The sequence below is a fragment of the Pseudoduganella danionis genome, assembly GCF_009720775.1.
Classification (GTDB): Bacteria; Pseudomonadota; Gammaproteobacteria; order Burkholderiales; family Burkholderiaceae_D; genus Rugamonas; species Rugamonas danionis.
Genome location: NZ_WNKW01000001.1, coordinates 52,327 through 66,017, shown reverse-complemented (window position 1 = coordinate 66,017; position 13,691 = coordinate 52,327). Strand labels below are relative to the sequence as shown.

The 13,691-nt window shown below is 61.0% G+C and carries 10 protein-coding genes; 1 reads left to right on the top strand and 9 read right to left on the bottom strand.

Translation table 11 applies throughout. The features are described 5' to 3' along the window. Positions 1-161 precede the first annotated feature (161 nt). A complete protein-coding gene (locus tag GM655_RS00325; protein ID WP_155432669.1) occupies positions 162-1,436 on the top strand; it encodes a M28 family peptidase in 1,275 nt (424 codons plus the stop codon). 32 nt (positions 1,437-1,468) lie between these two features. On the opposite strand, the gene GM655_RS00320 is transcribed toward GM655_RS00325, so the two are convergent. The 9 genes from GM655_RS00320 to GM655_RS00280 all read right to left on the bottom strand — a co-directional run bounded on the left by GM655_RS00320 (position 1,469) and on the right by GM655_RS00280 (position 13,684). Continuing rightward, a complete protein-coding gene (locus tag GM655_RS00320; RefSeq protein WP_155432668.1) occupies positions 1,469-2,926 on the bottom strand; it encodes a flagellin N-terminal helical domain-containing protein in 1,458 nt (485 codons plus the stop codon). A gap of 127 nt (positions 2,927-3,053) precedes the next feature. Then, positions 3,054-3,230, bottom strand: a complete 177-nt coding sequence (locus GM655_RS00315; protein ID WP_155432667.1) for a hypothetical protein — start codon at positions 3,228-3,230, stop codon at positions 3,054-3,056. A 71-nt stretch (positions 3,231-3,301) separates the two neighbouring features. Next, positions 3,302-4,897, bottom strand: a complete 1,596-nt coding sequence (locus GM655_RS00310) for an SEL1-like repeat protein (protein ID WP_155432666.1) — start codon at positions 4,895-4,897, stop codon at positions 3,302-3,304. 13 nt (positions 4,898-4,910) lie between these two features. Beyond that, complete coding sequence (locus GM655_RS00305; protein ID WP_155434035.1) at positions 4,911-7,172, bottom strand: putative bifunctional diguanylate cyclase/phosphodiesterase; 2,262 nt, start codon at positions 7,170-7,172, stop codon at positions 4,911-4,913. Positions 7,173-7,179: 7 nt separating this feature from the next. Continuing rightward, positions 7,180-9,327 (bottom strand): HDOD domain-containing protein, encoded by a 2,148-nt coding sequence (locus GM655_RS00300; protein ID WP_229632319.1) that lies wholly within the window; start codon positions 9,325-9,327, stop codon positions 7,180-7,182. Positions 9,328-9,454: 127 nt separating this feature from the next. After that, positions 9,455-10,690, bottom strand: coding sequence for a multidrug effflux MFS transporter (locus GM655_RS00295; protein WP_155432665.1), 1,236 nt, complete (start codon positions 10,688-10,690; stop codon positions 9,455-9,457). A gap of 9 nt (positions 10,691-10,699) precedes the next feature. Continuing rightward, positions 10,700-11,902, bottom strand: coding sequence for a THUMP domain-containing class I SAM-dependent RNA methyltransferase (locus GM655_RS00290; protein WP_371866666.1), 1,203 nt, complete (start codon positions 11,900-11,902; stop codon positions 10,700-10,702). A gap of 84 nt (positions 11,903-11,986) precedes the next feature. Beyond that, the gene (locus tag GM655_RS00285; RefSeq protein WP_155432664.1) at positions 11,987-12,403 is read right to left on the bottom strand and encodes a CopD family protein; all 417 of its coding nucleotides are present in this window, start codon (positions 12,401-12,403) and stop codon (positions 11,987-11,989) included. 9 nt (positions 12,404-12,412) lie between these two features. Next, the gene (locus tag GM655_RS00280; protein WP_155432663.1) at positions 12,413-13,684 is read right to left on the bottom strand and encodes a glutamate-5-semialdehyde dehydrogenase; all 1,272 of its coding nucleotides are present in this window, start codon (positions 13,682-13,684) and stop codon (positions 12,413-12,415) included. Positions 13,685-13,691: the final 7 nt, after the last annotated feature.

Genomic DNA, 13,691 nt, shown 5'->3' with positions numbered 1-13,691 from the left:
CGCCCGCTAGCACCATTCACTTTTAGCACGACATACATACCAAAATCGGATATCAGCGCGCATGGCGTGGCTAAGCGCAACGGATTTATCCGTATTCCTGCCACAGCACGGCCAAGCTGATGCAGAATGACACAGCCCCTTAAAACCCTGCAAGGAAGCCCATGAAATCCCTGATAGCCCTGAGCGTGGCACTGGCCTGTGCGGCACCGCTGGCGCAAGCCCAAAGTGAAGCCGCAGATCCCGTCAGCACGCTGGTCGGCCAGCTAAAACTGGAACAATACAAAGCCACCATCAAAAGCCTGACCCGCTTCGGCGACCGCCGTCAGGGTACCCAGCGCAACCGCGATGCGCTGGACTGGATCGAAGCCCAGCTCAAAGCCTACGGCTGCAGCAATGTGGAACGCCTGCAGTATATGTACACCCAGCCCGCGCCCGATGCGCCGCCAGCCAAGCGTGCAGCCGGCCTGCCTAGCGGCGGTGCCGGCGGCCCGCCCGGTCAAGGCGGCAGCACGCTGTTCGGCAACCGCGCACCGATAGGCGTGAACACCGATCCGCTGCGCCAGCCCGATGAGAAACTGCGCGCACTGAATGCCGAAGCTACGCCGGTGGGCACTTCGCAGCGCGAGAACGTCTACTGCACCAAGATTGGCACCACGCATCCGGAAGAAATGTACATCGTCAGCGCGCACATGGACGGCATCGGTTTTGGCGAAGCGGCCAATGATGACGGCTCCGGCACGGCACTGGTCATGGAACTGGCGCGCATCTTCAGCGCACCCGGCGTGCAGACCGAACGCTCGATCCGCTTCGCGCTGTGGAACAACGAGGAGACGGGGCTGAATGGCGCCACCGCTTACGCCATGCAGCGCAAGGACTTGCAGGGCATCGAATCGCCGGCCGGTTCGGGACGCTATCCGGAACCGCGCTGGCTCGGCATGATCCAGCACGACATGATGCTGTGGGACCACGGCATGCCGATCCCGCTGCGCGATGCTCAGGGCAAGCTGGTGCTCGATGCCAAAGGCCAGACCCAGTATGTCTCGCCGCCCGAACAGCGGCCGGAAGCAGATGTGAATATCGAATACCAGAGCGTGTCGAAATTTGCCGACGCTTCGGCCAAGCTGGCATGGGCGCTGCGTGCCGCCAACGATAAATACGCCACCCATTATCCGGCCACCGTAGGCTTCCACATGACCAATACGGATTCCACACCGTTCATGGATCTGGTTCCAGCCGTATCGCTGCGCGAGAACGAACGGGGCCAGCAGATAGGCGCTGGCTGGGACCCTAACTGGCACCAGCCTTCCGACGTCTATGCCACTTATTCTGACAAAGATTTTCTGCTCGGTCTGAATGCTGCGCAGACGACGCTGGCAGGTGTGGCCCGACTCGCAGGCGCCACACTACAGGCCCAGCCCAAGCCAGTCGCGAAGTAAGGCAAGTGCCCGCAGGCCGCAATGCGCGGCCGCTAGCGCAGTAACTGCAGCGCGCGACGCGGCTGGGTGTTGGCCTGCGCCAGCATGGATGTGCCGGCCGCGCGCAGGATGCGCGAGCGGGTCAGCTGCGCCGTTTCGCTCGCGTAGTCGGTATCGACTATGCGCGAACGTGCCGCAGCCAGATTGGTAGCGCCATTATCGGCATTGGCGGCGGCTTCGCTCAGGCGGTTGCTCATTGCACCGAGCTGGGAACGGATGTTGGTGATCTCGTCGATTTTGCTATCGTAATAATCCATGGCGTCACTGGCGCCGCTGAATGTCAGCATATCCTGCAGCGGTTCGCCGCCGATAAAACTATCTTTCGGCTGCATGTCGATCGGCCCCACCCGCACCGAAGCCTGCGCCCCAGCATTCAGCCCCACTACGGAAGGATTGGTGCCGCCTATGCGCATCGAGTGGCTGCCCGCGCGCGCAGCTTCGGTCACGGTAACGCTGCCGCGCGTGGTGCCCAGCGACAGGCCCAAGGAAGCTGCCGTACCGGCGTTCGATTCGGCGATGATGATGTTACGCCCATCCGCCGCCGTCAGGGTCAAGGTATCGCCAACCGCGCTGGCGCTCACGCCGCTACTGCCTGCCGCAGCACTGATCGCACCAGCCGCATTGGCCGCGCGCGCTGCTGCAGTATTACCGCTGATCGCGCCTATGCTGACACCGTTGATGATCAGGTCGCCGTCGCCCAGGGCGCCACTACTGCCCACCGTGCCGCTGGAGCTGGCCGTCGCCGTGGCCGACACATTGGTAACATTGGACCGGTTGATCGCCGCGGCAACGGCATACGCACTATCGGCGCTCTGCCCTGGCAGAGCGTCCGCCACCGAGGCCTGCACTACCGAGTTATTGATCACCAGATCGCCATAACGCAGCGCGCCCACCACGGTCGTACCGACGGCCGAGGCCTGCTGCTGCGCCATATCGATCATGCTGCGGTTGTAACCATCCTTGACCAGTGCGGCACTGATCGCCACCAGCAAAGTCTGATCCGCTTCCGAACCTATCTGCAGTTGGGTAGAAAACGTCCCGTCCAGCAAAGCCGTATTGTTGTAGCGCGCGCCGTCGACAATGTCACGGTTGGAGACCGCCAGCGCATTCACCTCGGTCTGGATGGCCTGCCTATCGACAGTCGAATTGATGTCATTGGCCGCCTGCACCGCCAGCTCGCGCATGCGCTGAAAATTGTTGAGTAGCTGTCCGGCTGCACCATCGGCGACCTGCAGCAGCGAGATACCGTCGTTGATATTCTGGCGCGCGCGGCGCAGGCCATTCACGCCTGACGTCATGCGCTCGCCTATGGCCTGTCCTGCGGCATCGTCGCGCGCCGAGTTGATGCGCTGGCCGCTGGCCAACTTCTGGAAACGCACGAGCATATCCTCACCCGCAGCATTCAGGCTACGTTGCGCATTCAGTGCGGAGAGGTTGGTGTTAAGCTGCATGCCGTTTCGGTTTCACGCCACCACGGATTCGTGGCAGTCGCTTACTATAACGGCAAAATCCGGCGCGACTTGAGCGCGCCGGTAGAAACAGCAGGGAATAACTGCTGGAGGAAAAGTGCTGCAGAACTTAGTTCGTGCCGCTGGCGCTGCTACGGCGAGTCGGCAGGCGGCTGCCCGTCATCGGCTCATCGTATTGCGGTTTTTCACGCGCACTCGCTGCGGTGTCGGTGGAACCTTCCATGGAGGCGCAGCCAGTCAGAGACAGAACTGCCAGTGCCAGTGCGGTGCCCAGTAACGATTTCATAGCAACTCCTTGAGATATTAAGCTTTGAATAATATCAAGAAGTAAATGTTAACATCTATGAATGTTACAATTTAATTCGGCAGCAATTCCAGCCGTTCGCGCGCCAGTGCCAACTGGCTGCTATCGAGCGTCGCGGCCACAGTTTTCAGATAGCGGCTAGCGGAACTGAAACCGTTGCGTTCGGCCAAAGCCAGCCACAGCCAGGCCTGCGCACCATCCGCCGGCACGCCCTGCCCGCACATAAACATCAGCCCCAGATTGAACTGCGCGCGCACGTGGCCCTGGGCTGCCGCCTTCAAATACCAGTGATAGGCCAGCGCATAATCCTGCACCGTACCAAGGCCGTTATCGAAACGCAGCCCCAGCGTGAACTGGGCTTGTACGTGGCCCTGCTCGGCCGCCTTGGCATACCAGGCATTGGCCTGCACGCAGTTAGGCTCGGGGCCATCATCCTTATCGTACAGCAGCGCCAGCGCATACTGGGCTGCCACATAATCCTGCTCGGCCGCTCGGCGGTACCAGTGCAGCGCTTTCTTCTCGTCGCGCGGTACGCCGCCGCCCGTTTCGTAGCGCAGGCCCAGATCGAACTGGGCGCGCAGATGGCCCTGATCGGCCGCCTTGCGGTACCAGAACACGGCTTCCTGCTGATCCTGCGGCACGCCATGGCCGGCGTCATACAGATTACCGAGCTGGTACTGGGCGCCCGGGAAGCCCTGCTCGGCCGCCTTCAGATACCACTGCTGCGCCTGCGCAAAATCCTGCGCCACGCCCTGTCCATGCTCGTAACGCAGGCCCAGATTATTCTGCGCACCGGCATGCCCCAGACCAGCGGCCTTGCGGTACCAGTCCAGCGCCTTCTGTTCATCGCGCGGCACACCCTGACCGTTATCGTAGATCAGGCCCAGATTGAACTGCGAGCTGGCATGATCCTGATCGGCCGCACGGCGATACCACAGGATGGCTTTCTGGCTATCCTGCGCCACGCCATCGCCCTTGTCGAAGCGCAGCGCCAGATTGAACTGGGCCGGCGCATAACCCTGATCGGCCGCCTTGCGGTACCACGACATGGCCTGCCCCACATCCTGCGGCACACCCTGACCATGGTCGTAACGCAGGCCCAGATTGAACTGGGCCCGTGCATAGCCTTGCTCGGCCGCCTTGCGATACCAGGCGATGGCCTGACGGAAGTCCTGCGGCACCCCTTTGCCGGTGTCGTACATCATGCCCAGATTGTTCTGCGCACCGGCGTCGCCCTGTTCGGCCGCCTTGCTGAACCAGTACATGGCCTGCTGGGTATCAGCCTGCACGCCCTGACCTTTGGCATACAGCCAGCCGAGGTTGTACTGGGCCGCAGCATAACCCTGCTCGGCCGCCTTGCGGTACCACGCCGCAGCTTCCTCGAAGCTCTGCGCCACGCCCTGGCCCTTCTGGTACATCACGCCGAGGTTGTACTGCGCATGTTCCAGCCCGGCCTGCGCGGCCTGGCGGTACCACACTACGGCCAGCTCGTAGCTCTGCACCACGCCCTGCCCGTTAAAATACATAAAGCCCAGACTATGCTGGGCATTGGCGACACCGCGTTCGGCCAGTCCTTTGACGCGCAGGAATTCGGCTGTGTAGGTACTGCCGTTTTTCGCGTCGGCTTCGTTGGGACTATATTTGGTCATGTCATCATATGGCTCAGGCCTGAATAGCTATCATCGGCGGCGCTGCATTCGCCGACGGAACTGCATGCAAACCATGCGCACCTGCCTGTGCGTTGCGACGGTTCTGCTCATTGAGCACATCGATAAAAGTGGCCAGCGACAGCGGACGGTGGTACAGATAGCCCTGCATGGTGGTGCAGCCATTGGCCTGCAGATAGCGCGCCTGCACGTCCGTTTCCACCCCTTCCGCCACCAGATGCAGGCCCAGCCCGCGGGCGATCGAGATGATCGCCAGAATCACCGGATAGTGGCCGTTCTCGTCGTGGATCTCCTTGACGAAGGACTGGTCGATCTTGATGGTGTGGATAGGGAAGCGGTGCAGATACGACAGCGAGGAATAGCCGGTGCCGAAATCGTCGATGGCCACGGACACACCCAGCTGGCATAGCTTGTTAAGCTGTTCGATGGCGTACTGCGGATTGCGGATGCAGATATTCTCGGTAATCTCGACTTCGATCTGGGCTGGCGAAATGCCATAGCGGGTCAGCGCGCCGCGCATTTTCTCGAAGAAGTCGCCCCGGTCCAGATATTGCGGCGACAGGTTGAGCGACAGGCGGATATTGTCGCCGCCAGCCGCGTTCCACAGCAGCATATCGCGGCACAGCGCCCCCAGCATCCAGTCCGAAATCGGCAGCATCAGGCCGTTCTCTTCCGCGAACGGCAGGAACTCGCCGGCCGACAGCAGGCCGCGCTGCGGATGGTTCCAGCGCATCAGCCCTTCCGCACCGATGATCCGGCCAGTGGCCATATCGATCTGCGGCTGGTAGTACATTTCCAGTTCGTTCAGCTCGAGCGCCTTGCGCAGGCTCTGCTCCAGTGCGATCTTCTGGTGCGACACATCGAGCATGGAGTTGTGATAGAAGCTGTGGCCGTTCTTGCCCAGCGCCTTGACCTGATACATGGCGATGTCGGCATGGCGCAGCAGTTCGTCGATGGTCTCGCCGTCGCCGGGATAGATGGCGATACCGATCGAGGCCGAGATATGCACTTCATGGCCATCGAGGTCGAACGGACGGTGCAGGCTTTCGAGGAATTTGTCGGCAATCGCCTTGGCATCCTGACGGTCGCGCAGTTCCGGCAGCACGATGGTGAATTCATCGCCGCCCTGCCGTGCCAGCGTATCGCCGCGGCGCAGACAGTCTTTCAGGCGCTGGGCTACCTGCTGCAGCAATTCGTCGCCCTTGACGTGGCCCAGCGTATCGTTGACCAGTTTAAAGCGGTCCAGATCAACGAACATCACCGCCAGTTCGGTCAGCTTGCGCTTGGCCTGGATCACGGCCAGACCCAGCCTGTCCTTGAACAGCATGCGGTTCGGCAGATCGGTCAGAATGTCGTGGTAGGCCTGATAGGAAATCACTTCCTCGGCACGTTTACGGTCGGTGATATCGCGCGCCACGCCATAGGTGCCGAACACTTCCTGCTTCACTTCCTGCTCCGGCACATGCATGCCGATGGCATTGAGCGAAATCGTCATCAGCGTATTACTGAAAGTACGTTCGATACCGCTACCAAGATTGGACTTCAGACGCAGCTCGACGTTGCGCGAAGCGCGCTCCTCGCCACGGCGGTCATTGAAGGCATAGCGGGCCCGCTCCAGATCTTCTTCGTGCACCAGCACCGAGTAGTGCTTGCCGATCAGCTCTTCGCGGCTAAAGCCCAGCAGCTGCTGCACGCGGTCATTGACGAAGGTGATCTTGCCTTCGTGGTTGAGGGTATAGATGATGTCGGGCGAACTGTCCACCAGCGAACGGTACATGCGCTCCGAGTTTTCCAGCTGCGAGGTGATGCGCGAATTGTCATTGGCCAGACGGCGCTTCTGCAGCGCGTTTTCCACCGTCTTGAGCAGCTCTTCGCGGCTATACGGCTTGCGCAGATAATCGTAGGCGCCGCGCTTGAGGGCGCCGATGGCCGCTTCGATGCCCACATCGCCACTCATGACGATGATGTCGCCCTCGATGCCGCGGGTGTTGATGAAGTCCATGATCTCGTGGCCGCTCATATCGGGCAGACGCAGATCGAGCAGGATCAGATCGAATTTCACGCGGGTCAGCTGGGCCAGCGCCTCCGCGCCATTGGTGGCGGTAATCAGCTCGTAATCGCGGTCACGCAGCAACTCGTACAGTGACGACAGCAAACGTGGCTCGTCATCGACCAGCAACAGGCGCGGGCAATAATCTTTAGCGACGGTGACATTGGCCGGAGTCACCGCATTCAGACTGGCGGGGCTGATGTTCATCATGACCTTACACGGAATCCATCGCCCGCGCATTCACGCCGGCGACTTGGCTGGTACTGCCACGGGCGGGCAGCAGAATTTCAAAAGTAGTACCGGATTTCCCGGAGCGGCAGGTAATCATGCCCTGCATCTTCTTCACCAGACTATGCACTATCGACAGGCCCAGACCATGGTGGGCACCGTCTTTGCCGCTACGGACCGGCGAGAACAGATTGGCCAGCACTTCGGTCGACAGACCGGGGCCGGTATCGCTCACCACCAGTTCCAGATACAGCTTGCGCTCGCGGTTCACGTGGCCGCGGTTGGATATTTCGATTTTGCCGCCACCGGCCAGCGCCTCGATGGCGTTCTTGATCAGGTTGACGAGAATCTGTTTGAGCATGTCGGCATCGCCGTCGATCTCGGCCGGCTCTTCCTGCATGCGCACCACGATCTGTACCGAGGCCGGCACAAAATCAGTCGCGCGGAACAGGCGCAGCACATCTTCCACCACGCGCCCCACATCCGTCACGCGCACCGCTTCGCTAGGCTGCAGGTCGGCCAGACCATTGATCAATTGGCCGACCCGGTCGATCTCTTCATTCAGGATGGACATCTCGCCCACCACCGGCTCGCGCTTGGCCAGCTTACCGTCCAGCACCGACAGATAGTTCTTGATGATGGACAGCGGGTTATTCACTTCATGCACCACGCGGCGCGACGCTTCACGGTATTCTTCGGCCACGTGGGCGATCTGGCGCTTGGCGTAGCCACGCTCGCTGATGGCGGTTTCCAGCGCCACGGCAGCCTGCGTGCCGAACGACTGCAAGAAGCGTTCGCGCTTGCTGTAGCCGGCCATCTGCCAATTCGGCGCACCGCCTATCAGCAGGGCCAGACAATTATGGTTGGTCACCAGCGGCAGGCACACCATGCCCTCGCTGCCGAGCATGCGGAATAACTGCTCTTCCGCCACATTCAGTTCAGGCGACTGCCGGCTCACATAAGTCAGTTTCGCATTCAGCGCCGCTTCGGCCACGATGCCGCCCTTGTTCAGCGGGATGCTGAATTCGGCCAGACGCTGCTGCTGTTCGCCTGTCGCCACGCCATGCAGCGCATGGCCGGTAGGATCGGCCAGCAGCACAACGGCATTTTCGAAATCGAACAGGATGCGCGCGGAACGGGCGATCGATTCCAGCAGCCCCGCTTCGCCCTGCTGGCGTGCGAAGGTCTGGCCCATTTCCGATACCAGCACCATATTGCGCACTTCTTCGGACAGGCGCTGCTGCACCGGATCGACCACCGGCGGCGCATACGCAGCCGGGGTAGGAATATCGTCGGCGCCAGCCAGATCGATGCCCAGATAGGTGGCCGCTTTTTCTACCTGACGGGCAGCGCTCAGGCTGATATGCTCGAGCACTTCGCCATCGAGGCCGCACAGCCGGGCGGCGTCTTCGATGGCCGGGTCTTCATCGCGGTGGAAGCACAGCAGATGCGCCAGCCGCACGGCGCGAATCAGAGGATGGGCTGATTCGAGACGCGACAGCGGCTCGTGGTGATACAGCACGCTATCGGCCAGGAAGGAATCCAGATGCCAGCGTTCGATCAGCCAGGCCCCGGCTTCCGAGTGAGTAATCTGCAGCGTGCGCTGCTCGACGGCACACAGCGCTTCATCGTCGCGCGCCATGAAGTTGTAGGCGTATTCTTTCGGCGCCGTAGCCAGCAATGCGAGGCGGCCCACGTTGTGCAGCAGGCCGGCCAGATAGGCTTCCTCCACATGCGGGTATTCCATCTGCTTGGCGATTTCGCGCGCGATCACGGCCGTGGTCAGGGAACCTTTCCAGAAGCCGCGCAGGTCGGTGCTGCCCGAATGGGGGAAACTGTTAAATGTCTGGAATACGGATTCGCTGATCACCAGCGTCTTGATCATGTCCGTGCCCAGCGCCACCAGTGATTGCTCCAGCCCCACGGCGCGGTTGCCGCGGTGGTAGGCCGAACTGTTGGCGACAGTGAGGATTTTGCTGGTCATCGCCGCATCTTTGGCGATCAGGGCGGCTAGTTCTGGCATGCCCGCATCATCCGCCTGCAAGTGCTCGATCAGCTTGATCAGTATCTGCGGCATCGCCGGCAGACGCGCGATCAGCAGTCGATTGCGTATATCTTGGTCAGGTTGATGCATCGTATCGGGCGGTGGTTTGGGCCGAAGAAATATTGTCTTAAAAAATTATACTAACATAAAGCTATGGTGAAAATTTACTATCAGTAAGATTTCTGGTTAAACTATTTGAATTTCCTGCCGATAATAATTAATCCCCTAGATGGCGTAGAAGCATGCTCCGGTAATTGCGTGCCGTCAACCACAAAACGAGAGCACACATACTAAATGCCGTCTGTCCTGCGGCTAGCCAGAATACCGACTGTGATAAGAGCGGTGCGACCACGCCGGCCACGATGGCGCCCAGCAGCGTGGTGGCAAAAGATTGACAAGATGCCACCGTTCCCCGGATGTGCGGGAACAGATCCAATGCCAGCAAGGTTGCCGCCGGCGACACCACCGACATGCCGAAGGTATAAAAGAACAGCGGCAGCACTGCCCATGGCAGCACGGGCAGACACCAGTAGTGATAAACCAGATTAACTAGTGTAGCCAGAATCATCACAGTGAAGCCGAGCGCGATCTGTCGCGAAAAAGCCATACGGCCGGCGATGCGGTTGGCCATCAGCGCGCCGCAGAAAATCCCGCTTACGGCCGGGATGAACAGCCAGCCAAACTGGTGCGGTCCCAGCCCCAGATGACGGGGCAGATACAGCGGCGCCGCAGAGATGTAGACGAACAGGCCGGCGAAGTTCAGCGCCACGATGCCGGACTTCATATGGAATAGCGGCGAGCGCAGGATTTCGCCGTAATTGCGCAGCAACTGACGCGGGTGGAAAGGCTGACGCTGGGCCGGCGCCAGCGTTTCCGGCAGACGCAGATAGCAATAACCCCACAGCGCGAGACTGTAGCCCAGCAGGCCGATGAAAATGGCGCGCCAGCCAAACTGCGTCACCACCAGCCCGCCCAGCACGGGCGCTATGGCCGGCGCAATGGAAAAGATCATGGTGACCATGGACAGCAGGCGCGCTGCGGCAGCGTCATTGTGCAGGTCGCGGATGATGGCGCGCCCCACCACCACCCCGGCACCGGACGACACGCCCTGCACGATGCGCCAGAACCAGAGCGCATGCACGCTCTGCGCCATCGCGCAGCCGGCCGTGCCGAGCGCGAACGCCAGCAGCGAAATCAGGACGACACGGCGCCGCCCGAAGGCATCGGACAGCGCGCCATGCCACAGCACCATGCAGGCAAACGAGAACAGGTAGAGCGCCAGACTTTGCTGCACTTCCACTTCGCTGGCGTGCAGGCTGGCCTGTATCGCGGGGAAGGCGGGCAGATAGGCGTCGATGGAGAATGGCCCCAGCATCGACAGGGCGGCCAGCAGAGCCGCCAGCGCCGTGGCGCCGGGGATGGCGCGCGTGGGCGCAGGCAGCTTGAACGACATCGGTCCGAGTTACTCCGCTTTCGGCTTGGCTGCTTCGCGGCGGTTGAAACCGGCCACCATATCGAAGCGGAACAGACGACATTCCAGCGCACCGTTGAAGAATGGCGTCTTGCGTGCTTCCTTCAGGCGCAGCAGCTTGGGCAGGCCCAGATCGGCCGTGAACAGGAACACCGTCCAGCCGGCAAAGCGCTGCTTCAGCGTGGAGCTGAAGGCCGCGTAGAAGCTGGTGGCCAGTTCGTCTTCCGGCAGCGTGCTGTCGCCGCGCACACCGATACGCTCGCCATACGGCGGGTTGGTCAGCAGAATGCCCGGCTGTTCGGTCGGCGCTTTGACTTCCTGCGCTTCGATCTGCTTGAGCGGCACTTCGAACAGAATGCCGGCGCTGCGCAGATTGTGGCGCGTCATGGCCACCATGTCGCCCGAGATGTCGGAACCGAAAATGGTCGGCTCGGTCGGCAGCGGATTAGGCTTGATGGCAGCCTTCATGGCCTGCCACGGGGCCGGATCGAAATCGTTGAAGGCTTCGAAAGCGAAGCGGCGGCGTGCGCCCGGTGGCACGCCCTGCACCATCTGCGCTGCTTCGCACAGAATGGTGCCGGAACCGCACATAGGATCGAACAGCGGCACGCCCGGCTTCCAGCCCGATACGCGCAGCAGACCGGCAGCCAGATTTTCGCGCAGCGGAGCATCGCCCGTTTCGGTACGCCAGCCGCGCTTGAACAGCGCTTCGCCCGAAGTATCGAGGTAGATGATGAACTGGGTCTTGTCGAGGAAGCCGACGATGCGCATGTCCGGCTCGCGGGTATCCACCGACGGACGCTTGTTGAACTGGTCGCGGAAGCGGTCGCAGATAGCGTCCTTGATTTTCAGGGTGGTGAATTCCAGACTTTTCAGTGGCGACTTCACGGCCGTCACGTCAACGCGGATGGTGTGGTCGTAGGTGAACCAGTCTTCCCATGGCTGGGCCAGCACCAGATCGTAGATATCGTTTTCGTTCTGGTAGCCGCTCACGCCCATGCGCATCAGCACACGCGAAGCAATGCGCGAATGCAGGTTGATGCGGTAGGAGTCCAGCAGGTCACCCGAGCAGTGCACGCCGCCCGGAACCTGATTGTGCACTTTCATCGTGCGGCTTTGCTGGGCGATTTCGCCCAGTTCTTCGGCTAGTGCTGCTTCCATGCCGCGCGGGCATGGGCAAAAATAGGATGCCATAGGTGTACCTTTTGTCCGTTGAAAAAAACTGCGCCGTCCCAGCCGGCGCTATGCTGTCTTACTTTATTACTTTGCCGCTCAGGCTTAGAACGGCTTGAGCACTACCAGCAGCACAATGGCCAGCATCATGAATACAGGCAGCTCGTTAAACACGCGGAACCACTTGTGGCTGCGCTGGTTAGTACCGTTCTCGAACTTGCGCAGCAGCGGGCCGCAAGCGTGGTGATAGCCGATCAGCAGCGCCGCGAAGAACAGCTTGGCGTGCAGCCAGTGCGGCATCTGCCAGCCGTACTGCAGGTAGATCAGGATCGCGCCCGCCGTGACGGCGAACACGGAGATCCACATCGAAAAGCGGTACAGCTTGCGCGCCATGGTCAGCAGGCGCTGGATAGCCACATCGTTGGTTTCCATCGCCAGATTGACGAAGATGCGCGGCAGGTAGAACACCCCTGCCATCCACGAGATCACAAGCATTATGTGCAGCGCTTTAAACCAGAGCATAAGCGTTTCCTAGTTACGTACTTCCCCGTGGCCGAACACCACGTATTTTAGCGAAGTCAGTCCTTCCAGTCCGACCGGGCCGCGTGCATGCAGCTTGTCGTTGGAGATCCCGATTTCCGCCCCCAGACCATACTCGAAACCATCGGCAAAGCGGGTCGAAGCATTCACCATCACGGACGAGGAATCGACTTCGCGCAGGAAGCGCATGGCGTCGCTGTAGTTCTCCGTAATGATGGCTTCCGTGTGCTTCGACGAATAGTGATTGATGTGCTCCATCGCCTCGTCGATGCTGCCGACGATTTTCACCGACAGGATGGCGGCCAGATATTCGGTGGCCCAGTCTTCTTCCGTCGCTGCTACCAGATGCGGGTAGTTAGCCGCCTGCAGGATCGCCAGCGCTTCCGCATCGGCGCGCAGTTCCACCTGCTTGGTAGCGTACAGCTGCGCCAGTTGCGGCAGCACGCTAGGCGCAATGGCGCGGTGCACCAGCAGCGTTTCCATGGTGTTGCAGGTGCCGTAGCGGTGGCACTTGGCGTTGAAGCCTATCTTCAGCGCTTTCTCGATATCGGCCTGCGCATCGATATACACGTGGCAGATGCCGTCCAGATGCTTGATCATCGGCACCGTCGCTTCCGCCATCAGGCGCGCGATCAGGCTCTTGCCACCGCGCGGCACGATCACATCCACATACTGCGGCATGGTGATCAGCGCGCCCACAGCCGCGCGGTCAGTAGTGTCAACCACCTGCACGCCATCGGCCGGCAGACCGGCACCCAGCAAACCTTCCTTGACCAGCTTGGCCAGCGCACGGTTGCAATGTATCGCTTCCGAACCGCCGCGCAAAATGGTGGCATTGCCGCTCTTGATGCACAGCCCGGCCGCATCCACCGTCACGTTCGGACGCGATTCGTAGATGATGCCGATCACGCCCAGCGGCACGCGCATCTGACCGACCTGTATGCCGCTAGGGCGGAACTTCATGCCCGAGATTTCACCGATAGGGTCAGGCAGCGCGACGATCTGGCGCAGGCCTTCCACCATGGTGGCTATCGCCTTGTCCGACAAAGCCAGCCGGTCCAGCATGGCCGGTGCCAGCCCGTTGGCGGCAGCGGCGTCCATATCCATCTGGTTGGCAGCGCGCAGTTGCGCTGCATCGCGCTCGATCGCGTCGGCAATCAGCGTCAGCGCGTGATTGCGGGTGGCGCTGTCGGCGCGGGCCATGGCGCGCGATGCTGCACGCGCCTGCTGACCCAGTTGTTCCATGTAGTGCTTGATATCCATCGTGATT